Genomic DNA, 24533 nt, shown 5'->3' with positions numbered 1-24533 from the left:
AGGGATCGCCCTCGTGGGGGGAGGTCCGGGGCGGTACGGGCCCCGGACGGGAGAGGGGCGTCGGTGCGGGGTCGGATCAGATCCGGCCGACGATGTCGGCCAGCAGACGGCCGACGGTCTCGGCCGAGTCACGGCCGGTGGCCAGGACCTCCTCGTGGTCGAGGTTGGCCCCCTCCAGCCCCGCCGCGATGTTGGTGACCAGGGACATCCCCAGGACCCGGGCCCCGGCCGCTCTGGCGGCGATGGCCTCCAGGACCGTGGACATGCCGACCAGATCGGCGCCCAACGCGCGCAGCATCCGGATCTCGGCGGGGGTCTCGAAGTGCGGGCCGGGCATGGCCGCGTAGACGCCCTCGGCCAGGTCGGGGTCGACCTTGCGGGCGATGGCGCGAAGCTCGGCGCTGTAGGTCTCGGAGAGGTCCACGAAGGACGCCCCGCTCAGCGGGGACAGCGCGGTCATGTTGATGTGGTCGGCGATGAGCACCGGCGAACCGACCGAGTAGCCGGGGGCGATCCCGCCCGCGGCGTTGGTGAGGACGATGGTCCCGGCGCCCGCGGCGACGGCGGTGCGGACGCCGTGGACGACGGCGTCGGTCCCGTGCCCCTCGTACAGGTGGGTGCGGCCCAGGAAGGCGAGGATGTGCCGGTCTCCGTCGGTGATGGAGCGGATGGTGCCGCTGTGACCGTCGACGGCCGGGGGCAGGAAGCCGGTCAGTTCGGCGGAGGCGAACTCCTCACCGGAGTCTCCGAGCAGGTCGGCGGCGGGGGCCCAGCCCGAGCCCATCACCAGGGCCACGTCGTATCCGTCCACACCGGTACGTTCGCGCAGCTCGTTCGCGGCCTGCTCGGCGGTGGCCTGGGGCGTGAGAGTCACTACGGGTTCTCCTTCATCGGTGCCGCGCGGGCGGCGGGGTGCTGATGGTGGTCTTCAGGGGACGCGACCTCACGTCCCGGGCGTACGGCGCGGCCTGCGCGACCAAGGGGTCCGACAGGGGCGATGGCACGAGGTCGGGCCGATCTCCCGGCGCTGCCATTGTGGCGTGACGTCATGGGCGCGTACGGGCACCGCCGCCTCCGGCGCGTCACCGCCCGCCCGGAGCGGGCGGACGGTGGGACGCGCCTCCGGTACGAGGGTCATCGTGGTTCCGGAAGTCGGGGGACGGGGTGGTAGCCGGTGTCGACCGGCCGGGAGAAGACGCTCTGCATGCCGTGGTCACCGGCGTCGTGGCGACGGCCCGTGGGGGTGAAGCCGGCCGCCCGGTAGGCGCGTTCGCCGGCCTCGTTGCCGTCGTTGACGCACAGGACGATGTGTTCGGCCTCGGGAACGATCTGGGAGACGAGCAGGTCGAGCAGCGGGGCCGAGCAGGCGGTCCTGCCGATCCCGTGCCCCTGATGTTCGGGGGACAGGTAGAAGGCGCGCAGCAGGACCGCCCGCTCCGGCTCGTCCACCAGGTCGCGCAGCACGCCGACCCGGTCGATGATGCCGAAACCGGCGCAGGCGTCCAGGGCCTGGGCACGGTCGGACAGGTCGGCCCCGGTGAGCACGACCGCGTAGGGGAAGAGGTCGGGTACGGCGTCGGCGCGGGGCAGGGTGTGCATCGCCTCGTCGACGAACCTGCGCTGTTCGGGGGCGACCCGCTGACGCGTGACGATCTCGCGCAGCGTGTCGACCTCGGGGGTCCTGCGGTCCAGGCGCACCAGGCGCAGCCCGGGAACGTTCCTGTGTTCGGTCGCGGTGGTCGCGGGGGTGTCGGCCTGTTCGGGGGTCTTCGGCGGCACGTCGTCCTCCACTCGGCTGTCGGACCGGACCCGCCCCGGGAGGGACGGGCCGGACCGTCAGTCTTACATTCCGACCGGATGCCAGACCGTCTTGGTCTCCAGGAAAGGGGTCAACCTGGAGGTACCGGGGTCGGTGTCGAGCCAGGCGTCCTCTCCCCCGTCGGCCTCGGGGCCGGGGCGCAGTACCCGGGTGAGGGTGGCCGCCGCCGCCCTCTCGAAGTCGACGGCCGACTCGCCGGCCCCGGTCAGGTCCAGGGCGTCGACGTCGGCGTGCGAGGCCAGGTGCGGACCGATCTCGCCCGCCTTGCCGGTGAGCACGTTGACCACACCGCCGGGCACGTCGGAGGTGGCGAGCACCTCGGCCAGGTCGATGGAGGCCAGGGGCGCGCTCTCGGAGGAGACCACCACGGCGGTGTTGCCGGTGGCGATGACCGGGGCGAGCACCGAGGTCAGCCCGAGCAGCGGGGCGCCCTGGGGCGCGAACACCACGACGACGCCGGTGGGCTCGGGGGTCGAATGGTTGTAGTAGGGACCCGAGACCGGGTTCGATCCCCCGATGACCTGGGCGAACTTGTCCGTCCAGCCGGCGTAGTGGACCCAGCGGTCCACGGCCGCCGACACGTACCGGTCGGCCTCGGCCCGGGAGACCCCCAGGGCGGCGACCAGCTGGTCCGCGAACTGGGCGTGTCGGCCCTCCAGCACCTCGGCGATCCGGTAGAGGATCTGGCCGCGGTTGTAGGCGGTCCGACCGGACCAGCCGCCGAAGGCCTTACGGGCCGCGACCACCGCGTCGCGCGCGTCCTTGCGCGAGGCGAGCGAGGCGTTGGCCAGGTGTGCGCCGTCCGCTGAGGTCACGGGGTGGCTCCTACCCGACTCCGAGCGGGGGAAGGCCCCGCCCAGATAGAGCTTGTAGGTCTTGCGGACCGCGATTCGGGCCGGAACGTCGGCCTTCGTCGCGGTCGTCCGGTTCTCGGTGGCGCCGCCGTCGGCCGCGCCCTCGTTCTTCCTCTTGCCGCCGTCGCGCCGCTCAGCCAAGGTAGGCCTCCAAACCATGTCGCCCGCCCTCGCGGCCGTATCCCGACTCCTTGTAGCCGCCGAAGGGGCTGGTCGGGTCGAACTTGTTGAACGTGTTGGACCAGATCACCCCGGCGCGCAGCCGTTCGGCGGTCCAGAGCATGCGCGAGCCCTTCTCGGTCCACACGCCGGCGGAGAGCCCGTAGGGGGTGTTGTTCGCCTTGGTGACGGCCTCCTCGGGGGTCCGGAAGGTCAGTACCGACAGCACGGGGCCGAAGATCTCCTCGCGGGCCACCCGGTGGGCCTGGCCGACCCCGGTGAGGACGGTGGGCGCGAACCAGTAACCGGACTCGGGGAGCGCGCACTCGGGAGACCAGCGCTCCACGCCCTCCTCGTCGGCGGTGTCGGTGAGCTCGCGGATCCGTTCCAGCTGGGCGGCGGAGTTGATCGCGCCGATGTCGGTGTTCTTGTCCAGCGGATCGCCCAGGCGCAGTTTGGCCACGCGCTCCTTGAGACGGGGCAGGAACTCCTCGGCGATGGACTCCTGGAGCAGCAGCCGCGAACCGGCGCAGCACACGTGTCCCTGGTTGAAGAAGATGCCGGAGACCACACCCTCCACGGCCTGGTCGAGTGCGGCGTCGTCGTAGACGATGTTGGCGCCCTTGCCGCCCAGTTCCAGGGTGAGACGTTTGTCGGTGCCGGCCACCGCGCGGGCGATGCCCCGGCCCACCTCGGTGGAGCCGGTGAAGGCGACCTTGTCGGTGCCCGGGTGGTCGACCAGGGCCCGGCCGGTCTCCCCCGCGCCGGTCAGGATGTTGACCACGCCCGGGGGCAGGTCGGCCTCCTGGCAGATCTCGGCGAAGACCAGCGCGGTGAGCGGGGTGGTCTCGGCCGGTTTGAGGACGACGGTGTTGCCGGTGGCCAGGGCCGGGGCGACCTTCCACGCCAGCATGAGCAGCGGGAAGTTCCACGGGATGATCTGGGCGGCCACGCCGAGCGGGCGGGGGTCGGGGCCGAAGCCCGCGTGGGCGAGCTTGTCGGCCCAACCCGCGTGGTAGAAGAAGTGCGCGGCGACCAGCGGCAGGTCGACGTCGCGCGTCTCCTTGATGGGCTTGCCGTTGTCCATGCTCTCCAGGACGGCCAGCTCGCGCGAGCGTTCCTGGATGATCCGGGCGATGCGGAACAGGTACTTGCCCCGCTCCGCGCCGCTCATGCGGCCCCAGACGTTCTCCTGGGCGCGGCGGGCGGCGACGACGGCGCGGTCGACGTCGGCCTCTCCGGCCACGGACACCCGGGCGAGCGTCTCCTCGTCGGCCGGGTTGAGACTGGTGAGGTGCTCACCGCTCAGGGCCGGGGTGAACTCGCCGTCGATGAACAGGTCGTAGGTCTCGCGCAGGTGGACGACGGAGCGGGACTCCGGTGCGGGCGCGTACTCGAAGATCACGGCTAGTCCTGCGTGTAGTGGTCGGGGCCCGGGTAGGTGCCGGTGGACAGCCTGGTCCGCTGCATGAGCAGGTCGTTGAGCAGACTGGAGGCACCGATCCGGAACAGGTCCGGGGTGAGCCATTCCGGTCCGGCGGTCTCGTTGACCAGGACCAGGTTGCGGATGGCGTCCTTGGTGGTGCGGATGCCTCCGGCGGGCTTGACGCCGATCCGGCGGCCGGTGGCGGCGTGGTGGTCGCGCACGGCCTCCAGCATGATGAGCGTGACCGGGAGGGTGGCGGCCGGGGACACCTTGCCCGTGGAGGTCTTGATGAAGTCGGCGCCCGCCCGCATCGCCAGGTGGGAGGCGCGGCGCACGTTGTCGTAGGTGACCAGTTCGCCGGTCTCCAGGATGACCTTCAGGTGGGCGTCGCCGCAGGCCTCCTTGACCGCGGCGATCTCCTCGTAGACCTTCAGGTAGCGGCCGGCCAGGAAGGCGCCCCGGTCGATGACCATGTCGATCTCGGCCGCCCCGTCGGCGACCGCGCGCCGGGTGTCGGCGAGCTTGACCTCCATGGGGGCGCGCCCGGCGGGGAAGGCGGTGGCCACCGAGGCCACGCCGATCCCGGTGCCGCGCAACGCCTCGACGGCGACGGCGACCATGTCCGGGTAGACGCACACGGCGCCCACCTTGGGCACGGTGCGGTCGGCGGGGTCGGGCAGCGCCGCCTTGACGCACAGGGAGCGGACCTTGCCGGGGGTGTCGGCCCCTTCCAGCGTGGTCAGGTCCACCATGGAGATCGCCAGGTCGATGGCGGCCGCCTTGGCGGTCGTCTTGATGGACCTGGTGGCCAGGTCCTGGGCCCGGGCTCGGGCGCCGACCTCGTCGACTCCCGGCAGGCCGTGCAGGTAGGCCCGGAGAGCGTGGTCGGTGATCGCCTCGGGCACGGTCGCGGTGTGTGGCACGGGCACCTACAGCTTCGTCGGTTCGTGTGGCCGTCCGCCGGTGACCGGTGGGGGACGGCCCGTACGGGCTCGGTACGGGGTGCGGGCCCCGTTTCCGGCCGTCAGGTGGTCACCATAACCCCGGGTCGCTTCGGCGGCGCGCCCCCGCACGTTCGATCCCCCAAGGTTGGAGAAGCCTCCAAGGACAGGGGTGGATCTCTGTCATGGTTTCCTCCGAATAGACCCTCGAATCGGGGTGGAAACGGGGTTTTTCGACGAACTTCGACAGGGTCGGCGTCCTCTCCGGTCTAGACCGGACCACTCCCTTGGACCTCGATGGACGTCGCACCGGACCGTTATCGTGGAGGCATGGCGGAGTTTCGGATCAGCAGTGACGACGACGGGATCGACCTGCGCAGGATGGCGACCGCGTTGGCCGAATCGCAGGGGTGGGCCCGCGAGGACGTGAGCGTCTGGGACAACCGTCGGGGCGAGGTGATCGTGACCGTCGACGACTCCCTGCTGCGCAAGCCCGAGGTCGACCCGCTGCACCGGCCCCGGCACACCCCGCACGCCGTGCACGACGCCTGTGAACGGCTGCGTCGGGAGGACACCTCGCTGCGCGGAGTGGACTTCGCCTTCCTCAAGGCCGAGTGCGCCCGCTTCTTCTCGGCCGGTTGGACCCTGGCCGACGTCGAGCACGCCCTGGGCCACCGGCCCGACGGTCGCGTGTGGGAGAAGGGCGAGCGCTATCAGGGCGGCCGCTGGTTCTCGCACCGTCTGAGCGCGTGGAAGACGCCCGACGGCGACATCCGCCCCTCCCTGTCCCAGGAGGAGGCCCAGCTCCGGGTGATCGGCAAGGCCGGGCTCCCCATGGACATCGGGCTGCCTCAGGACACCGAACTGTCGCAGCGCCCGGTGGCCAGCCCCGCCGTGGCCCGGTCGGCCGCCGACGACGCCCGCCGCCTCATCCGGCAGAACACCCGCACCACCACCGACTCCCTCGCCCACCAGGACCGCACCTCGGCGCACATCCGACGCCCCGACCGCCCCTGAGGTCCTCCGGCTAGGGAGCGCCGTTCTCCCGTCGACGTTCCTCCACCACGGTGACCGCGGCGTCGGCGCAGCGGGCCAGCCCGAGTTCGAGCGGCCCCCGTCCCACCGCGTAGCGCCATAGGGAGGCGAAGAGGAGCGATCCGAACACGAACCACTCCATGTACCAGGGGCCGCCGGCCCCCATGGTGGTCTCCGTTTGGAACGGGATCAGGATCGCCAGCACCAGGATGTGCCCGGTGTAGACGGTCAGCGGCATCCGCCCCACCGAGGTGAGCGGGTACATCGCGCGGGGCAGCCGTTCGGCGAGCAGCATGCACACCACCAGCACCACCAGTGCCTGCCCCACCGCCTCCAGGATCTCGAAGGTCGTACCGGTGTGCGGTGTCCCCACCGCCAGCCACCACCAGCTGTCGGTGGGCACCTGCCCGCTGACGTTGTGCATGGCGTCGCGCGTGTTCTCCCGCAGCTGCTCCGCCGTCCAGGCGTCCATCGAACCCAGCGGGGCCCCGGCGAGGAAGGTGCTGTGAGCCTCGGTCAGCCGGTCGATCCCGCCCATCCGCTCGAGCAGGAGCCACGGCCCCAGGTAGCCGAGCGCGGCGGCGACGGCCCCACCGACCGCCATGCGCACGCGGACCGCGGTGGCGGTCAGATCGGTGCGGCCCACCGCCATCCCGGCCAGGACGAAGGTCATGAAGGTGATGGCCGGGTAGTAGCCGGTGAGGAGGAACTCCGGGAGCGAGGTGAGCGATCCCGTGCGCGGTGCCGTCGGGACGAGGTCGCGGCGCAGTAGGAAGGACGCCACCGGGCCGCACAGGGCCAGGGTCCCCGCCGCGGTCCACAGCACGGCCGCCCGCGCCCGGAGGAACGGCAGCGCCAGCAGGAAGAACCCGGCGTAGTAGGTGAGGATGACGGCGATCGGGACCGCGAACAGGTCCAGCACCACGCCGAGCAGCCCGATGAGCACGGCGCGGGCCATGATCCGCACGATGGCCCGGCGTAGGGCGTCTCCCTCGACCGGCCGGGTGCGTCCGGTCATCAGGGCCAGCGAGACACCGGCCAGGAAGGCGAAGAGCGCCGAGGAGTTGCCTCGGACCAGCCCGTGCAGCGCCCACCCCTGTTCCTCGGGGAGCAGACCGTGGGAGGCCACCCCGAGGTGGACCGCGAACATGCCGAAGACCGCGAGGGCGCGGGCCGCGTCGATACCGTCGATCCTGCGCGCGACCGAGGAGGGCGTTCCCGAGGGCGCGCCTGTGTCGCCTGACTGATGCTGTGCCACATCCGTCAGGTTATGCCTGTTCCGGACATTCCCCTTCTTCGTGCTAGGCCCCGTACCGCCGGCCTTCGACCGGCCGGGGCGGAGTGGACGTTCCGCCCCGGCCGGTCGGAGCGGGTCAGCCCCGCTCGGCCAGGTCGCTGAAGTGGTCCAGCGCCTCGGGGTTGGCCAGCGAATCGCGGCTGGCCACCTTCTCGGGCCGCTCGCCCATGAGGATGCGCTTGACCGGGACCTCCAGCACCTTGCCCGACAGCGTGCGCGGTACCGCCGCGATCGCCCGGACCCGGTCCGGAACGTGGCGGGGCGAGCAGTCGGTGCGGATCCGTCGGGCGATCTCCTTGGGCACGTCGCCCTCCAGGTCGGCGCCCTCGCGCAGGACGACGAACAGTTCGATCTTGGAGGAGCCGTCGCCCTGAGGGACGTCGACGACCAGGGCGTCCAGGACGTCGTCCAGGGACAGGACCGCGCGATAGATCTCGCTGGTGCCCATGCGCACGCCACCGCGGTTGATGGTCGAGTCCGAACGCCCGTAGATGATCGCCGTGCCGCGTTCGGTGATCTCGATCCAGTCGCCGTGCCGCCAGATACCGGGGTAGACGGAGAAGTAGCTGTCGCGCAGACGCTCGCCGTCGGTGTCGCCCCACAGGTACACCGGCATCGAGGGGGCCGGTTCGGTGACGACCAGTTCACCGACCTCGCCGATGAGCTCCTTGCCCTCGGGGTCCCAGGAGGCCACCGCCATGCCCAGGCCCCGGGACTGGATCTCCCCCTCGTAGACGGGGAGCGTCGGGGTACCGCCGACCAGACAGCTACAGATGTCGGTGCCGCCGCTGGTGGAGAACAGCCACAGGTCCGATCCGAACTCCTCGTACGCCCAGGAGAAGGCCTCGGGGCTGAGCGGGGAGCCGGTGGAGCCGATCGCCTTGAGCGCGGACAGGTCGCGCCCCTCGCGCGGGTGGACGCCCTCCTTCATGCAGGAGGACAGGAACCCGGCGCTGGTCCCGAAGACCGTCACACCGGCGTCGGCGGCCAGCTCCCACAGGGTGTCCAGGCCGGAGGCGGGGGTCGAGGGGCTGCCGTCGTACAGGACGATGGAGGCCTTGGTCAGCAGGACGCTGGCCAGGAAGTTCCACATCATCCAGCCGGTGGTGGTGTACCAGAAGACCCGGTCGTGCTCCTGGGCGTCCAGGTGCAGGTTCAGGTTCTTGAGCTGCTCCAGCAGGATGCCGCCGTGACCCTGGACGATCGCCTTGGGCAGACCGGTCGTCCCCGAGGAGTAGAGGACCCACAGAGGGTGGTCGAAGGGGACGGGGGTGAAGCTCAGCGCGTCGCCCGAGCCGGAGGCCTCCAGCTCGGACCAGGGCAGGGTGCCCTCCAGGGTCGCGCCCGAGGAGAGGTTGTCGAGGAGGACCGTGTGCTCGACCGTGGGCAGGGCCTCTCGCAGCTCCTCGACCACCGGTCGGCGGTCGAAGTCCTTGCCGCCGTAGCGGTAGCCGTCCACGGCCAGCAGCACCTTCGGTTCGATCTGCGCGAACCGGTCGATGACGCTGCGCACGCCGAAGTCGGGCGAGCAGGAGGACCAGATCGCGCCGAGGGAGGCCACCGCGTAGAAGGCGGCGATGGTCTCCGGCAGGTTGGGCAGGTAGGCCGCGACGCGGTCGCCCTCGCCCACACCCAGCCTGCGCAGCCCCGAGGCGATGGCGGCGGTGCGCTCGCGCAGCTCGCCCCAGGTCCACTCGGAGAGCGGACGCAGCTCGGTGGCGTGCCGGATCGCGACGGTGTCGTCGTCACGCCCCTCGAAAACGTGCCGGGCGTAGTTGAGCGTCGAACCGGGGAACCATTCGGCGCCCGGCATGCTCCGGTCGGCCAGGACCGCCTCGTAGGGGGTGTCGGCCCGGACCCCGTAGAACTCCCAGATGGACGCCCAGAAACCGTCGATGTCGGTGACCGACCAGCGCCACAGGGCGTCGTAGTCGAAGTCGCGGACGGCGGTGGACCCGCCGGAGCCGAAGGCCTCGACCCCCTTCTCCCGTGCGGCCCATCGTGCGAACGCGACGACGTTGGAGGACTCGATCCGTTCCTCGTCGGGCTCCCAGAGCACACGGGGCACGCTGCTCTCCGTCATTGGCCCGCCTTCCCAATCGCGTGAACGTGTTGCTTTGAGACCCATCTAACAACACCGCGTATCCGCGCTCACGCGCCGGCCCGGGTTTCGGCGCCCGGCCCGGCCCACTGGTGTTCGCAGGTCACCGTGGGACGACCCGAACGCGAGGACCCCGCCCTCGACGACGCGCGAGAACGGGGCCCGCCCGCCGGAGCGGACAATGGTCACGGAGGGTCAGCGCAGGGAACGGACCGCCGCCACCGCCTCGGCCGGAGAGTCGACGACGGGGGCACCGGTGGCCTCCAGACGCTCACGGGCCATCAGGCCGCTGGCGACCAGGACCGTGCGGGCCCCGGCCTCACGGGCGGCGCGGGCGTCGTCGTCGATGTCCCCGATGAGGACGACCCGGGAGGGGTCCAGGTCCTGACGCCGCAGATGGTCGATGAGGTGCTCGGCCTTGGAGTCCTTCACCGTGGCGAACTTACGCCCGTCGACCCGGGTGAAGTGCGAGGTCAGACCGCGCTCGGCGATCAGCGGGACCAGGTGTTCGTGGGTGGCCATGGACAGCAGCGACTGGGTGCGTCCCTCCCCCGCCCACGCGTGGAGGACGTCGGGAACGCCCTGCGCCAGCTCACAGGTGGGCAGGTGGCTCACGTAGCTCTCGTCGTACAGTTTCTCGACCCGCTCCCACTCGCCCTCGGCGAAGGTCCGTCCCAGCAGCTCCTCGTAGCAGGGGATGAGCGGACGCCGGAAGATCGAACGCCAATGGTCCATCTCCACCGGCTCACGGCCGAAGCTCGCGCAGACGGCGTTGACCGCGGCGAGGTTGGCGTGGTTGTCGTCCAGCAGGGTTCCGTTCCAGTCCCAGACGATGTGGTGGGGGTCGTGGTTCTCGGATGTCATCTCAGCCATTGGATGCACTTTACGACCGAACGTCCGTTCGCGATACGCGGTTTTCACCACTCTCGCCGAGGATCCTCCAGGTCATCGCCGCCTTGGAGAGCCTCCTCGGGGTCCGAACCGCGCCGGTCGCGACGTTCGGACCGTAGCCGTCGACGTCGACGCACCACCCACACCGCGGCGAACACCATCGCCGGGAACACGATGAGGATGAGCACCGGAAGGAGGATGGCCATCAACGAGGTGAGGAAGCTGACGACGTCCTCCAGGAAGGAGACCACCGGCGCCGCGCAGCCGAGGCTCATCGTGTTGATCACCGGCCGCGACAACGCCTTGACCAGGTGGAAGGCCAGAGCGATGAGCACGCCGGCGATCACCGGCCCCCAGTCCACCCCGCCGGAGGACACGGCGGCCCCGGAGGCCTCGCCGGTGATCTCGGACAGCTCCACCGTGGAGGCGCCCGCGCCGAAGGTGATGCCGCCCGAGGTCGGTCGGACGATCGTCTGGACGACGTCGTTGACGCTGTCCAGCGCCGGGAACTTGTCGGCCGCGAACTCCACGACCAGCAGCACCCCGAGACTGATCAGGGTGACGGGATGCTCCAGCCAGGCCCAGGTGGGACCGAGCGGGATCAGGTCGGTGAAGCGGGCGACCAACCCGACGAGGAGGAGGGGGATGTAGGCGTTGAGCCCCGCCGCGGAGGACAGGCCCAGGCCGGTGAGCGTGGCGAACATGCGGTTCCTTCGTGCGCGCCGAACGGTAAAGAGGGTGCCGGCCCGAACCCTCGGACCGGCACTCATCGTTGTTGACGCTCGCCGGAGGCTCCCGGTTTCGCGTTCGACGCTATTGGCGGTAGTTCTCGACCTCGGAGGCCGGGCGGACCCTCGCCTCCTCCGGGTCCTGTCCGTACTCGTCCTTCGCCCTGCGTTGACGCAGCAGATCCCAGCACTGGTCGAGCGCCTCCTCGACCTGCTTCATCCGGGCGCGAGAGGTTCGATCCAGACCATCCGGGTCGGAGCGGAGCGCGTGCTCCTCGTCCATCAGACCGCGAATGGTCGTCATGATGTCCTGTTCGGCGCTGTCGCTCATACCGTCATCGTCGACGCGTCCCCGGGCCGGGGCAAGGGCTCCGGCCCGGGGATCACCCGATTCAGACCGAACGTTTACGGGAGACCACGAACGCGACCAGGGCCGCTCCGATCGCGGCCAGCCCCCCGATGATCAGCGCCGCCACTCCGGGGCCGGTGACCGGGAGCGTGGGCTCGTACCCGTGGGACGGCGGCTTCGGCTTCTCCGTCGGCTCCTCGGTCGGTGTCGGGTAGCCCGTCGGTTCTTCGGTCGGCCCCTCCGTCGGCGTCGGGTAACCCGTCGGCTCCTCGGTCGGAGCCGGACTCGGCGTGGGCGACCCGGTCGGGCTCGGGGACGGGGATTCCGTCGGTGACGGGGTGGGGGTCGGAGACGGCGACCCGGTGGGCGACGGTGTCGGACTCGGGGATGGGCTCGGAGACGGAGTGGGGATCGGGATCGGTGAGGGGGTCTCGGTCGGCGACGGAGACGGAGACGCCGTGGGCGACGACGAAGGACTCGGGCTCGGAGAAGGCGTGGGCGAAGGAGACGGGCTAGGGCTGGGAGAGGGGCTCGGCGAAGGAGACGGACTCGGTGAGGGCGACTCGGTCGGCGACGGCGTCGGGGTCGGTTCCGGATCGGGCGTCTGGGGGGCGGCCTGGTCACAATCGACCCGAACGTCACCGAGGGTCATGTCGAAGAGCGTCTCCGGGGCCCCCACGGGGTTCCCGTCCGCGTCCTGCCCCTGGACGACCGCCGTGTAGTCGGTGCGGGCGTGCCCGATGTAGGGGTCTTCGATCTCGTACACGTGGGAGATCGTGACGGTGACGTGGGCGTTGGTGATCCCGTCGCCGTAGTCGCCCGGGAAGTCGAGTTCCGTGACGGCGGTGCCCGCGGAGTTCGGCGCGGGCGCGTTGAGCAGCCGGCCGAGGAAGTAGGGCGCGGTGGTGGAGTCCTGGATGATGACCCCGGCGGGCGGGGCGCACTGCACTCGGTTGTTCCAGGTGGAGACGGAGAGGAGACGGTGCTGACCGTCGGGCTGCCTGGGCCCTTGGGCGACCAGGCCGGCGGCCACTCCCCCACCGACCGGTAGGGGCACGTCCAGATTGGTGAAGGCGCCGTTGGCGTTGGACATCGCGGACTCCGGCGAGGACTCCACGTTCACCTCGGCGGTGCCGGTGGCGGAGGTCAGATTGTCGGAGATGTTCGAACCGGGTCCGGTGTTGATGTCCCATGATTCGTTGCCCTGACCGCTGACCTCCAGGTCGGTCAGGGTTCCGGAGACGGCCCCGTCACCGTAGACCGAGGGGTCGAGCGTGAGGCGACCCCAGGTGCTGGAGGCGTACGGCGTGGCGGGCTGGGCGACCGCGTCCCTGGCGGTGAAGGTGGTCCCCGCGGCCACGGCCCCGGACGCCAACAGAACAGACGCCACTATGGCCACCCCCGTCTGACGGACCCTCGTGGTCTGTAGTGACATCCGCACTCCAAGTTACTTATCGAAACCAAACGACTACTCAGAGCAACGATAAGGGAGGGGGGGTCCGACATGGCGAAGCGACCGGCCCATCGATCTGGGAAACTCCTACTGTGACCCCATTGAGGGCGAATCGCCCTCACCCCAGGACCCCGCGGCGGAATAGAAGGCCGAACCCCGGCCTTCAATACCACGAGGGGGTATTCTGATGACAGCTGAGCAGGTACTACACGGGAACGAAGGTATGACGGCGACCCACGGTTACAGCAGCGACAAACAGAGCCACATCAACCGACTCCGCCGCATCGAGGGCCAGATCCGCGGACTCCAGCGCATGGTCGAGGACGACCAGTACTGCATCGACATCCTCACCCAGACCTCGGCGGTCAACAAGGCGTTGCGCTCGTTCGCGCTGTCCATGCTCGACGAGCACCTCAAGCACTGTGTCGCCCACGCCGTCGCCAACGGCGGCGACGAGGCGGAGGAGAAGGTCCGCGAGGCATCGGACGCGATCGCCCGTCTCGTCCGCTCCTGACCGTTCCGCCACATCCCCCGCCCCACGGGTCTCCCGAGGATCGACGTTCGCGTATGCCCCCCACCGAGAACAGCCGTTCGAGCGCTCTGGAGCGCCACCTGGCCCTCCCGGTCATGGTGTGCGCGGCCGTCTCCGTTCCCGCGATCTTCCTGGATCTGTGGGGCGAGGGGATATGGGGCCGGATCGGCCGCCAGGTCAACTGGGCGGCCGGACTGGCCCTGTGGGCCGAGTGGATCCTGCTCATCCTCCTGGCGAAGGACAAACGCGCGTGGTTGCGCACGCACAGGTGGACCACCTTCATCGCCGTGCTCACCGTGCCCGCGCTCCTCTTCACCCTCGGTCCGGCCCAGGTCCTACGCCTGGTCCGGACCGCGGGGACACTGCGCCTGGCCCGGGTGACCCGGATCATCGAGGCCGGCGGGGTCCTGCGCCGCCGTCTGGGGCTCCGAGGGACGGCGGGGATCACGACGCTCGCCGTCACCATGGTCCTGTCCGCGGCGTTCGTCGTGACGGTCCTGGCCGACCCCGAATCGGCGAGCCGCCGCTACCTGGCCGACCTGCCGGGGAGCCTCTCCAACGCGCGGATCGCCGCGGCCCTGTTCCTGATCGCCGCGACGACCGCCCTCATCCTGTACCTACGCCGACGGGCCTCCTCCGCCCCCGAAGACGCCTCCGGGGCCGACGTTCCCGATCAGTCCCCGTAACGGGCCCGTTCGTTGTCGAGCAGCCGGGCGCCCTCCCGACGCGAGCCCTCCGCGTCCAGGTAGTCGACCGTCTCCTTGGCCACGAACGACGAGGGGCGACCGCCGTCGGCGAACCCCAGACGGGAGACCTCGCCTCCGGTGACCGCCCTGATCCCCCAGTTGGCCACGATCCGCGCCCGCGCCGTGGTGGAGGGCACCGAGGCCACGTGGTAGCCGCGCGTGACCGCCAACGCGGGCAGTCCGCTCAGATCGAACCGTAGGACCCGGGCCAACGCGTCCCTACCGCTCAGGTCCACCACCAGCCCCATGTCCTTGTGCTTGAACTCGTGCAGAGGTCGGCCCAGGACCGAGGCGACCACGTTGTGCGCGGCGACCTCCGCCTGACGACCGGCGTACTGGGCCGTGGGCGGGCAGTAGGCGCTGTCGGCGCTCGACAGGTCGGGCACCGCCGCCGCGTCACCGAGGGCGAAGACGTCCGACAGCCCCGGAACGGAGAGATCGGTACCGACCTCCAGACGCCCCCGCATCGTCGGCTTGTCGAGAGTCTCCATGAGCGGGCTCGGTGAGACGCCCGCCGTCCAGATCAACGTCCGGCAGGGCAGGGAGCGGCCGTCGGTCAGCACCACCTTGTCCGCGCTCACCTCGCGGACGCTCACCTTGAGCTTGACCTCGATGCCCATCCCCCGGAGCAGGTCCATGGCCTTACGGCCGAGCTGGTCCCCCAGCTCGGGCAGCACCTTGGGGGCGATGTCGACCAGATGCCAGCGGATCACCGAGCGCAGTTCCGGATAGCGACGCGCGGCCTCCTCGCACAGGCGCATCAGGGAGGCGGCGGTCTCCACCCCCGTGTAGCCGCCGCCGACCACCACGAACCGGCAGCGCTCCTCCCGCTCGATCGGGTCTCGAGAGTCGTTCGCCAGTTCCAGCTGGGCCAGGACGTGGTCGCGGAGCAGGACCGCCTCGGCCAGGGTCTTGGCCCCGTAGGCGTGCTCGGCGAGGCCGGGGATGTCGAACTCCCGGGTGACCCCGCCCGGCGCCAGGACCAGCCGGTCGTAGGGACAGGGGATCAGTTCTCCGGTGGGGCGACGCACCACCACCACGCGTTCCCGTGGGTCGACACCGATGGCGTGGCCGGGGACGAAGCGGGTCTTGCGGGTGAGCCGGTGCACCGACATGGCCACCGATTGGGGGGTGAGCAGACCCGAGGCCACCTGGGGCAGCAGCGGGCTGTAGAGCATGTAGTCGTGCGGAGCGACCAGCGCGATGTCGGCCGCCCCGTTCGGGATACGACGTTCCAGATGGCGAACGGTGTGAAGTCCACCGAAACCCGCTCCTACCACCACGATCCGAGGCCGAGACATGTGTTCACCGCTCCTTCTCCGTGTCGGGGTCGGGACGTCCCGGGCCTTAGAGGGGCCCTGAACGGGGGGCGTACCCACTTCGCCCCTGCCGAACGTACGGGTCCGGTCGGATTTCCTCTGCCTCCCACACGAGTCGTTTCCGGGACTTTGACCCCCATTGGTCCTCGCCCGAAAAGGCATACGGGGACTTCAACCCGACGAAACCCGCCCTTGGTCGCGCACCCCGAACACTAGGTGACTGTGTGTGGTCGAGCACGAACAGAATGTGCTGACCCGTGTTCATGGAGAGGGGCAAGGAACGCGTATGCGTCCGTTCACCAAGATCGCCGCCACGACCGTACTGGCCGGAGGGATGACCGTGTTCGGTGCCGGGGCGGCGTTCGCCGCCGGGGCCGACCCGTCCCCCGAGCGGCCTCCGGCGGAGATCCCGGCCGAGGCGCCCGCCGACGTCGCCCAGCCGGTGGAGGACGTCGTCGGTGAGGCCCCGGCCGAGCTGCCGGCGGAGGTACCCGCGGAGATCCCGGCCGAGGTCCCGAGTGACGTCACCCAGCCCGTGGAGGACGTCGTCGGCCAGGCCCCCGTCGACGTTCCCGCCGAGGCCCCGGCCGAACTGCCCGCCGAGGTCCCGGCCGACGTCACCCAGCCCGTGGAGGGCATCGTGGGCGAGGCCCCGGCCGAGCTGCCGGCGGAGGTACCCGCGGAGATCCCGGCCGAGGTCCCGAGTGACGTCACCCAGCCCGTGGAGGACGTCGTCGGCCAGGCCCCCGTCGACGTTCCCGCCGAGGCCCCGGCCGAACTGCCCGCCGAGGTCCCGAGCGACCTCACCCAGCCCATCGAGGGCGTGACCGGTGGCCTGCTTCCCTGACGGGCCGCGATGACGAGGGGCGGACGGCCGTGGCCGTCCGCCCCTTCATTCGTCCAGGCGAAGGAGCCGCCCCGGGGCCCCGATCACTCAGAGACCTCCGTCGTCCCGTCCCCTGCCGAGAGCAGGGCCGCGCCCCCCATCTCCAGGAGCAGGTCCGCCATCGCCTCTCGAGAGAGCTCCCCTCGACTGTGCGGCGTGGAGTTGAGCAGCCCGAAGGCCGCGTGCACCGACGCCCTGAGCGCGGGCCCGGGAACGTTCGGACACAGCTTCTCCAGAACACCGACCCACTCCTCCACGTAGCCGCGCTGGAGCCGGCGGACCGTACGCCGGTCCTCCTCGGTGAGGTTGCCCAGTTCACGATCGTGGACGGTGATGAGGTCGGGCTCGTCCAAGGCGAACTCGATGTGGCCCCGCAACAGGGCCCGCAGCGCCTCCTCAGGCCCGTCGGCCTCGGCCACCAGGGCACGTCCGCGCGCGGCCAGACGTTCGCTGATGTCCACCAGGACCGCCCCGAGCAGGGCCTCCTTACCGGGGAAGTGACGGTAGAGGGCGGGGCCGGTGGTACCGACCGCGCGCCCGAGGTCGTCGATGGTCACCCCCCGGTAGCCGTGCGCCGCGAAGAGGCGGGCCGCCGCCCGCAGGATCGCCGTCCTCCGCTTTCCCATCTCCCTGGCCATCGTCCACCCGCCCCTCACCCGCGCTCTCGCCGGTCCGGCCTCGTTCGGCGTCCGATGTCGGCACACCCTGGACACCCATGTTAGTAGTTACTAACATCACCTTTGTTAGTGAGCATTAACATCCCTCCACGAGAGGACACCATGAGCAGGGCACCTGTGCTCGGCTCGGCGGTGGACACCGCCGGGCCCGCGTTCGCCGCCAACGACGCCGCGAACCGCGCCCTCGCGCTGGAGCTGCGGGAACGGATCGACACCGCCGCCCTCGGCGGCCCCGAGAAGACCCGGATCCGCCACGTCGAGCGCGGCAAACTCCTCCCCCGAGACCGCGTCGACCTCCTTCTCGACCCCGGATCCCCCTTCCTGGAGATCGCCCCGCTGGCCGCCTACGGCCTCTACGGCGCGGACGGCCACGACGCGCCGGGCGCCGGGATGATCGCCGGGATCGGGCGCGTGGCCGGACGCCCCATGGTGGTGGTCGCCAACGACGCCACCGTCAAGGGCGGCAGCTACTACCCGATGACGGTGAAGAAGCACCTGCGCGCCCAAGAGGTGGCGCTGCACAACCGTCTGCCGTGCGTCTACCTCGCCGACTCCGGCGGCGCCTTCCTCCCCATGCAGGACGACGTCTTCCCCGACCGGGAGCACTTCGGCCGCATCTTCTACAACCAGGCCACCATGTCCCGGATGGGCATCCCCCAGATCGCCGCGGTCCTGGGGTCGTGCACGGCGGGCGGCGCCTACGTCCCCGCCATGAGCGACGAGGCGGTCATCGTCCGGGAGCAGGGCACCATCTTCCTGGGCGGCCCGCCCCTGGTGAAGGCCGCCACCGGCGAGGTCGTCACCGCGGAGGAACTGGGCGGCGGCGACCTGCACTCGCGCGTCTCCGGGGTGACCGACCACCTCGCCGACGACGACGCCGACGCCCTCGCCCGGGTCCGGACCATCGCCGACACCCTCGGCCCGCTCGACCCGCCCGCCTGGGAGACCCGGGAACCGCGCCCGCCGGCGCTGGACCCCGAGGAGCTCTACGGCGTGGTCCCCTCCGACACCCGCACCCCCTACGACGTGCGAGAGGTGATCGGTCGGATCGTCGACGGCAGCGAATTCGCCGAGTTCAAGGCCGAGTACGGGACCACCCTGGTCACCGGGTTCGCGCACATCAACGGCCACCCGGTCGGGATCATCGCCAACAACGGCATCCTGTTCGCCGAGTCCGCGCTCAAGGGCGCCCACTTCATCGAACTGTGCGACCGCCGCTCGATCCCGCTGGTGTTCCTCCAGAACATCTCCGGCTTCATGGTCGGCCGCGACTACGAGGCCGGTGGTATCGCCAAGCACGGCGCCAAGATGGTCACCGCCGTGGCCTGCGCCCGCGTCCCCAAGTTCACCGTGGTGATCGGCGGGTCCTTCGGCGCCGGCAACTACTCGATGTGCGGCCGCGCCTACTCCCCCCGCTTCCTGTGGATGTGGCCCAACGCCCGCATCTCCGTGATGGGCGGCGAACAGGCCGCCTCGGTGCTGTCCACCGTGCGCCGCGACCAGAAGGAGGCACGCGGGGAGGAGTGGTCGGCCGAGGACGAGGAGGCCTTCAAGGCCCCCATCCGCGACCAGTACGAGGAGCAGGGGAGCCCCTACTACTCCACCGCCCGCCTGTGGGACGACGGCGTCATCGACCCCGTCGACACCCGCGACGTGCTCGCCATGGCCCTGTCCGCCGCCCGCCACGCGCCCCTGGACCCCGTGGGCTACGGCGTCTTCCGGATGTGAGGAACCCTTGACCACCACACCACGCACCATCTCGGGGAGTCACGGAGTCGCGCGCGTCCTGGTCGCCAACCGGGGCGAGATCGCGCTGCGGATCATGCGTACCCTGCGCCGCATGGGCATCAGCCCGGCCACCGTCTACACCGACGCCGACTCCGAGGCCCCGCACACCCTGGCCGCCGACATCGCTCTGAGGGTGGAGCACTACCTGGACGCCGACGGGATCGTCGCCCTGGCCCTGGACTGCGGGGCCACCGGCGTGCACCCCGGCTACGGCTTCCTGTCGGAGAACGCCGACTTCGCCCGCGCGTGCACCGACTCCGGCCTGGTCTTCATCGGCCCGCCCGCCTCGGCCATCGAGGCCATGGGCGACAAGATCCGCGCCAAGGACACCGTCGCCGCGGCGGGGGTGCCCGTCCTGGGCGGCTTCGCCGAGAAACCCGGACAGCCCTTGGACGACGACGAACTCCTTCGCGCGGCCGAGGAGACCGGCTACCCGCTGCTCATCAAGCCCTCCGCCGGAGGCGGCGGCAAGGGCATGCGCTCCGTGTACGCGCCCGAGAGCCTGCTCGCCGACGCCGCGGCCGCCCGCCGCGAGGCGCTGGCCTCCTTCGGTGACGCGACCCTCCTGGTGGAGAAGCTCGTCCGGCGGCCCCGCCACATCGAGGTCCAGGTCATGGCCGACGCGCACGGCCACGTCCTGCACCTGGGCGAACGCGAGTGCAGCCTGCAACGCCGACACCAGAAGGTGGTGGAGGAGGCCCCCTCCCCCCTGCTCACCGAGGGGCAGCGCCGGACCATGGGCGAGGCCGCCGTCGCCGCCGCCCGATCCTGCGGCTACGTGGGCGCGGGCACCGTCGAGTTCATCGCCGAGACCGACCCCGACGGAGGCCTGTCCTTCTCCTTCCTGGAGATGAACACCCGCCTCCAGGTGGAGCACCCGGTCACCGAGGAGGTCGTCGCCGTACGCGGCGAGCGCGGCGTCGACCTGGTGGAACTCCAGGTACGCGTGGCCTATGGCGAGGCCCTGCCCTTCGCTCAGGAGGACGTCTCCTGGGAGGGGCACGCGGTGGAGTCCAGGATCTACGCCGAGGACGCCGACCGCGGTTTCCTGCCCTCGGGCGGGCCGATCCTGCTCTTGGAGGAGCCCTCCGGCCCGCACGTGCGGGTGGACTCGGGCATCGCCCGGGGCGGGGCGGTCACCTCCGACTTCGACCCGATGCTGGCCAAGGTCGTCACCTGGGGCGCGGACCGTGCCGAGGCCCTGAACCGGATGGACGCCGCGCTCGCCTCCTACCGGCTGCTGGGCTGTGTGACCAACACCGCCTACCTGCGCCGCCTCCTGCGCCACCCCCGGGTGATCGCGGGCGACCTGAGCACCGACCTCATCGCCTCCGACCCGCCCGAGGAGGCCCCCGACCTCCTCTCCTCCGTGGCCATGGCCGCCGCCCTGGACCACCAGCTCGACCTGGAGATCGGCCCCACCGCCGACCGGTTCGCCGTACCCGACGGTTGGCGGATGGGCGGCCCCGCCTGGACCCCGTGGAGACTGCGGGCCCCCGGCCACGACGCCGTCGTCGTCCGGGTCCGACGCGACGGCGCCCCCGGGCGCTACCTGGTCGCCCTGGCCGACCGGGAGCCGGTCGCGCTCGGGGCCCGCCGCTCCGCGGACGGCACCCGGCTCACGATCACCGACGCCGACACCACCGTCACCTACGCCCGCGCCGACGACCCCGCCACCGCCCACCGGTGGCTGGGGCTGGAGGGCGCCGCCTGGAGCCTGCACGAGGAACCGGTGACGGCGGCGCTGCGCGAGGACGACGCGGCCGCCGACGGCACCGTCCGCAGCCCCATGCCCGGCACCGTCCTGGACGTACCGGTCCGGGTCGGGCAGACGGTCACCGCCGGAACCACCCTGGCGGTGGTCGAGGCCATGAAGATGGAGCACTCCGTGCCCTCCCCGATCGACGGGACCGTCGCCTCCGTGGCGGTCCGCACCGGTTCCTCCGTGCCCATGGACGCCGTCCTGGTCACCGTCGAACCCGAGAACCCGGCCGACACCCCTTCCACCTCCACCGAGGAGCAGCGATGAACCGCCACGAACTCTCGACCGAGCACGCCGATCTGCGGGCCGCGGTGGAGACCTTCGCGCAGACCGAGGTCGCGCCGGTGATCGGCGACTTCTACGAGCGCGGCGCCTTCCCCTACGAGATCGTCGCCAAGATGGGCCGGATGGGCCTGTTCGGGCTGCCCTTCCCCGAGGAGCACGGCGGCATGGGCGGCGACTACTTCGCCCTGTGCCTGGCCCTGGAGGAGCTGGCCCGGGTGGACTCCTCCGTGGCGATCACCCTGGAGGCCGGGGTGTCGCTGGGCGCCATGCCCCTCCACCGCTTCGGTACCGAGGAGCAGAAGAAGACCTACCTGCCCCGGCTCACCTCCGGCGAGGCCCTGGGCGCCTTCGGGCTGACCGAACCCGATGGCGGCTCCGACGCCGGTGCCACCAAGACCACGGCCCGTCTGGAGAACGGCGAGTGGGTGATCAACGGGACCAAGTCGTTCATCACCAACTCCGGGACCGACATCACCGCTCTGGTCACGGTAACCGCCGTGACCGGTGAACGCGAGGACGGCCGGCCGGAGATCTCCTCGATCCTCGTCCCCAAGGGCACCCCCGGTTTCTCCGTCGGCCAGAAGTACTCCAAGGTCGGCTGGAACGCCTCCGACACCAACGAACTGGTGTTCGAGGACTGCCGTGTGCCCGAGGCCAACCTGGTCGGCGAACGCGGCCGCGGCTACGCCCAGTTCCTGCGCATCCTCGACGAGGGCCGCATCGCCATCGCGGCGCTGTCGGTCGGTCTGGCCCAGGGCTGTGTCGACGAGAGCGTCCGCTACGCCCACGAACGCCAGGCCTTCGGCGGCAGCATCGCCCGCTACCAGGCCATCCAGTTCAAGATCGCCGAGATGGAGGCCCGCACCTACAGCGCCCGTCTGGCCTACTACGACGCGGCCTCTCGGATGCTCGCCGGCGAACCCTTCAAGAAGGAGGCGGCGATCGCCAAGCTGATCGCCTCCAACGCCGCCATGGACAACGCCCGCGACGCCACCCAGGTCTTCGGCGGCTACGGCTTCATGAACGACTACGCCGTGGGCCGTTTCTACCGCGACGCCAAGATCCTGGAGATCGGCGAGGGCACCAGCGAGGTCCAGAAGATGCTGATCGCCCGCGAGCTCGGCCTTCCCGCCTGAGACTCCCACCGACCGCGGGCCCGGGGACAACGGCGTCCCCGGGCCCGCGCTGTACACAAGGAATGTGGACGACTTCAAGGGGCTGGAGAGCGCACTGGAGATCATCGGGATCCGAGTGTTCGGGGGGCGACCGTGCGTGATGCGCGTTCGGCCGGCATCATGGGTCCGCTCAAGGCCCCTCATGCCCCCGAGGTCCCGGCGCAGTGCCCCTCTCCCTCTTTCCCCGTCCGCAGGACCCCACCGAGGTCCTCCCCCTGAGTGCCCACGACCCGACGAGGCTGGGCCCCTATCGACTGCTCGGGCGGCTCGGCTCGGGCGGGATGGGGACCGTCTATCTCGGTCGCTCTCGTACCGGCCGTTCGGTGTCGGTGAAGGCGGTGCATCCGGAGCTGGCCGACGAACCCGAGTTCCGTGAACGTTTCGCCCGGGAGGTGGCCGCGCTGCGACGCGTGCGCGGCCGTTTCGTGCCCCGGTTCGCGGGCGCCGCGCCCCGGGCGGAGATCCCCTGGCTGGCCACCCTCCACGTCCCCGGTCCGACCCTGCGCGAGCGGGTCGAGCACGTACGCCCGTTGCGGGCGGGGGCCCTCATCGCTCTGGCCTCCGGTGTGGTCACCGCCCTGGCCGACATCCACCGGGCCGGGCTCGTGCACCGGGACCTGAAGCCGGGCAACGTCGTCCTCTCCCCCTCCGGGCCGCGTGTCCTGGACTTCGGCGTCGCGGCCTCGGCGGCCTCTCTGCCCTCCTGCGGGCGGATCTGGGGCACCCCGGGATGGGTCTCCCCCGAACGTCTGCGCGGAGGGGCCGCCACGACCGCCTCCGACGTGTTCAACTGGGGGCAGGTGACGGCCTACGCCGCCACCGGGCGCAACCCGTTCGGCACCGGACCCGTCGCGTCGGTCGAGGAGCGGATCCTGCGCGGCGAGGCCGACCTGATCGGTCTGCCGGCCGAGCTCCTGCCCATCGTGCGCGCGGCGCTGGCCCCGGATCCGGTCCTGCGCCCCTCTCCCGCCCAGCTCCTGTCATCGCTGCCGCGGCAGGACGGTCCCCTCACCCGGCGTTCCTGGTGACCCGGTTGGCCACAATCGGACACGTATCACTCTGAGCCTCCGATCCACCACGACAGGTGACCGAGCGTGGTCTCTCGGCCGACCAGAGGCCCGTGCACCGGGATACCAGAGGTGTACGAGGCCGGTGTTGTACCGGTGACGGCGAAGAGTGATCACACGGGGGTGACAAGTGGACGAGGGCGGCACAGAATGGACTCGTAAGGCCGACGCGGCCCCCTGTCACCGGGCCCGCGACCGACCCGGATCGCCACGACGCCTCGCACGGGTCCACCGGCCCTCACACGTTCCCCACCGGAGGAGACACCGGATGGAAGGCGCTCTGCCGCTGATCGCCCTGGTCGCCGTGGTGGTGTCCGCCGGAGTGATCACGGTCGCCGCGCACTTTCGCCAGGAGCGGGTCGCCGAGCTGCGCGGATGGGCCCGGGAGCACGACTGGGACTACGTCGAACAGCACCCTTCCCCGCTGGCGGACGCCACCCTGCCCCGGGAACTTCGCGCCCCCGGCGTCCGGGCACGCCACGTGCTCACCGGCCGACGCGGCCGCCACCTGGTCACCCTGTTCGAGCTCGACCGCCCCTCCGGCCGGGGAGGGGACGGTCCCGCGCCGCGCCCCCACCGGATCGTGGCGGTGCGCGCGCCCGGCCCGGGCGCGGAACTGGAGATCCACCGCCGTGATCTGTCCCGCACCGTGTCGTTCGACGGTCGCGGAGAACCGGAGGAGATCGACCGCGCCTTCGCCGGGGCCTTTCACACCAGCGGTGACGACGAGCGTTTCGCCCGCGCCGTCCTGACCCGGGGGACCGTCGCGTGGCTGTTGTCGGACTGTCGTTCCCGGTCGCTCCCGGTCCGCTTCTCCGGCGGGCACGTCCTCACCTGGGCGCCGATGCGACTCGATCCCGCCCGTGCCCTGACCGCCGCCGACTATCTGATCGATCTGGTCGACCGGATCCCCGGCCGGGCGTGGGGGCTCAACACCGCCGGTTCCTGAGCCCGGACACGACTACCCCCGGCGCACGCACCCGGACGTTCGGCCACCCGGTGTGGTCCCGATAAAATCCGCCTTGCCCGAACCACGAGGAGTAGGACCCGATGAGCGACCCCAACGCCACGCACCGCATCTCGCGCGCGGATCTGTTCCGCGACGACGAGGAGGAGACCACGGCGGACCCCGACGCCACCGCGCAGATCTCCCGCGAGGATCTCTTCAAGGAGGACCCCGCGCCCCGCGACCGCCGGGAGCGGAACTGACCCCCTGGAGAACACGAGGAGCGCCCGCCCCCAC

Annotated in this window: 23 protein-coding genes; 10 read left to right on the top strand and 13 right to left on the bottom strand. The window is 71.1% G+C overall.

The window, feature by feature from the left end:
• Positions 1 to 76 precede the first annotated feature (76 nt).
• From TR33_RS14570 to deoC, 5 genes are all read right to left on the bottom strand, one after another.
• Complete coding sequence (locus TR33_RS14570; RefSeq protein WP_014911701.1) at positions 77 to 874, bottom strand: purine-nucleoside phosphorylase; 798 nt, start codon at positions 872 to 874, stop codon at positions 77 to 79.
• A gap of 260 nt (positions 875 to 1134) precedes the next feature.
• A complete protein-coding gene (locus TR33_RS14565) occupies positions 1135 to 1779 on the bottom strand; it encodes a GNAT family N-acetyltransferase (protein ID WP_234305848.1) in 645 nt (214 codons plus the stop codon).
• 63 nt (positions 1780 to 1842) lie between these two features.
• The gene (locus tag TR33_RS14560) at positions 1843 to 2814 is read right to left on the bottom strand and encodes an aldehyde dehydrogenase family protein (RefSeq protein ID WP_017535055.1); all 972 of its coding nucleotides are present in this window, start codon (positions 2812 to 2814) and stop codon (positions 1843 to 1845) included.
• Positions 2807 to 4237 (bottom strand): aldehyde dehydrogenase family protein, encoded by a 1431-nt coding sequence (locus tag TR33_RS14555; RefSeq protein ID WP_017535054.1) that lies wholly within the window; start codon positions 4235 to 4237, stop codon positions 2807 to 2809. The genes TR33_RS14560 and TR33_RS14555 overlap by 8 nt, the downstream gene beginning before the upstream one ends.
• 2 nt (positions 4238 to 4239) lie before the next feature.
• On the bottom strand, positions 4240 to 5187 hold the full coding sequence (deoC, locus tag TR33_RS14550; RefSeq protein WP_017535053.1) for a deoxyribose-phosphate aldolase: 948 nt from the start codon (positions 5185 to 5187) through the stop codon (positions 4240 to 4242).
• 342 nt (positions 5188 to 5529) lie between these two features.
• Between deoC and TR33_RS14545 the strand changes: the two genes are divergently transcribed.
• Complete coding sequence (locus TR33_RS14545) at positions 5530 to 6216, top strand: hypothetical protein (RefSeq protein ID WP_014912451.1); 687 nt, start codon at positions 5530 to 5532, stop codon at positions 6214 to 6216.
• A 10-nt stretch (positions 6217 to 6226) separates the two neighbouring features.
• On the opposite strand, the gene TR33_RS14540 is transcribed toward TR33_RS14545, so the two are convergent.
• From TR33_RS14540 to TR33_RS26635, 6 genes are all read right to left on the bottom strand, one after another.
• Positions 6227 to 7492 carry a heparan-alpha-glucosaminide N-acetyltransferase domain-containing protein gene (locus TR33_RS14540; RefSeq protein ID WP_042283672.1) on the bottom strand — a complete coding sequence of 422 codons (1266 nt, stop codon included), beginning with the start codon at positions 7490 to 7492 and terminating at the stop codon, positions 6227 to 6229.
• Positions 7493 to 7607: 115 nt separating this feature from the next.
• Positions 7608 to 9614, bottom strand: coding sequence for an acetoacetate--CoA ligase (locus TR33_RS14535; RefSeq protein ID WP_042283670.1), 2007 nt, complete (start codon positions 9612 to 9614; stop codon positions 7608 to 7610).
• Between the two features lie 213 nt (positions 9615 to 9827).
• Positions 9828 to 10505: an HAD family hydrolase gene (locus TR33_RS14530; protein WP_042283668.1), complete on the bottom strand. Its 678-nt coding sequence runs from the start codon at positions 10503 to 10505 to the stop codon at positions 9828 to 9830.
• A gap of 44 nt (positions 10506 to 10549) precedes the next feature.
• Positions 10550 to 11227: a DUF4126 domain-containing protein gene (locus TR33_RS14525; RefSeq protein WP_042283664.1), complete on the bottom strand. Its 678-nt coding sequence runs from the start codon at positions 11225 to 11227 to the stop codon at positions 10550 to 10552.
• Between the two features lie 109 nt (positions 11228 to 11336).
• The gene (locus TR33_RS14520) at positions 11337 to 11582 is read right to left on the bottom strand and encodes a DUF2630 family protein (protein ID WP_014911967.1); all 246 of its coding nucleotides are present in this window, start codon (positions 11580 to 11582) and stop codon (positions 11337 to 11339) included.
• Between the two features lie 61 nt (positions 11583 to 11643).
• Positions 11644 to 13035 (bottom strand): hypothetical protein, encoded by a 1392-nt coding sequence (locus TR33_RS26635; protein ID WP_159068792.1) that lies wholly within the window; start codon positions 13033 to 13035, stop codon positions 11644 to 11646.
• A gap of 241 nt (positions 13036 to 13276) precedes the next feature.
• Here TR33_RS26635 and TR33_RS14510 point away from each other — a divergent pair, with 241 nt between their 5' ends.
• Positions 13277 to 13567 (top strand): metal-sensitive transcriptional regulator, encoded by a 291-nt coding sequence (locus TR33_RS14510; RefSeq protein WP_017535043.1) that lies wholly within the window; start codon positions 13277 to 13279, stop codon positions 13565 to 13567.
• 53 nt (positions 13568 to 13620) lie between these two features.
• Complete coding sequence (locus tag TR33_RS14505) at positions 13621 to 14271, top strand: hypothetical protein (protein ID WP_042283661.1); 651 nt, start codon at positions 13621 to 13623, stop codon at positions 14269 to 14271.
• Here the strand turns inward: TR33_RS14505 and TR33_RS14500 are convergent.
• Positions 14259 to 15632 (bottom strand): NAD(P)/FAD-dependent oxidoreductase, encoded by a 1374-nt coding sequence (locus TR33_RS14500; RefSeq protein ID WP_042283659.1) that lies wholly within the window; start codon positions 15630 to 15632, stop codon positions 14259 to 14261. The genes TR33_RS14505 and TR33_RS14500 overlap by 13 nt on opposite strands.
• 304 nt (positions 15633 to 15936) lie before the next feature.
• Between TR33_RS14500 and TR33_RS14495 the strand changes: the two genes are divergently transcribed.
• Entirely contained in the window at positions 15937 to 16497 is a 561-nt protein-coding gene (locus TR33_RS14495) for a hypothetical protein (protein WP_052358167.1), read from the top strand.
• A gap of 83 nt (positions 16498 to 16580) precedes the next feature.
• On the opposite strand, the gene TR33_RS14490 is transcribed toward TR33_RS14495, so the two are convergent.
• Positions 16581 to 17174: an SACE_7040 family transcriptional regulator gene (locus TR33_RS14490; protein WP_042283657.1), complete on the bottom strand. Its 594-nt coding sequence runs from the start codon at positions 17172 to 17174 to the stop codon at positions 16581 to 16583.
• A gap of 156 nt (positions 17175 to 17330) precedes the next feature.
• Between TR33_RS14490 and TR33_RS14485 the strand changes: the two genes are divergently transcribed.
• From TR33_RS14485 to TR33_RS26915, 6 genes are all read left to right on the top strand, one after another.
• Complete coding sequence (locus TR33_RS14485; RefSeq protein ID WP_017535038.1) at positions 17331 to 18941, top strand: carboxyl transferase domain-containing protein; 1611 nt, start codon at positions 17331 to 17333, stop codon at positions 18939 to 18941.
• Between the two features lie 7 nt (positions 18942 to 18948).
• Entirely contained in the window at positions 18949 to 21030 is a 2082-nt protein-coding gene (locus TR33_RS14480; RefSeq protein ID WP_042283654.1) for an acetyl/propionyl/methylcrotonyl-CoA carboxylase subunit alpha, read from the top strand.
• Positions 21027 to 22184, top strand: coding sequence for an acyl-CoA dehydrogenase family protein (locus TR33_RS14475; protein ID WP_017535036.1), 1158 nt, complete (start codon positions 21027 to 21029; stop codon positions 22182 to 22184). Before TR33_RS14480 ends, TR33_RS14475 begins: the two co-directional genes overlap by 4 nt.
• Positions 22185 to 22387: 203 nt before the next feature.
• Positions 22388 to 23251, top strand: a complete 864-nt coding sequence (locus TR33_RS14470; RefSeq protein ID WP_042283653.1) for a serine/threonine-protein kinase — start codon at positions 22388 to 22390, stop codon at positions 23249 to 23251.
• 307 nt (positions 23252 to 23558) lie between these two features.
• The gene (locus TR33_RS14465) at positions 23559 to 24239 is read left to right on the top strand and encodes a hypothetical protein (RefSeq protein ID WP_042283650.1); all 681 of its coding nucleotides are present in this window, start codon (positions 23559 to 23561) and stop codon (positions 24237 to 24239) included.
• A gap of 101 nt (positions 24240 to 24340) precedes the next feature.
• Positions 24341 to 24499, top strand: a complete 159-nt coding sequence (locus TR33_RS26915; protein WP_014913300.1) for a hypothetical protein — start codon at positions 24341 to 24343, stop codon at positions 24497 to 24499.
• Positions 24500 to 24533: the final 34 nt, after the last annotated feature.

Source organism: Nocardiopsis alba (assembly GCF_000710955.1).
In the GTDB taxonomy this organism is placed as follows: Bacteria; Actinomycetota; Actinomycetes; order Streptosporangiales; family Streptosporangiaceae; genus Nocardiopsis; species Nocardiopsis alba.
The sequence above is the reverse complement of the archived record's forward strand: the minus strand, read 5'-3'. Positions and strand labels throughout refer to the sequence as shown.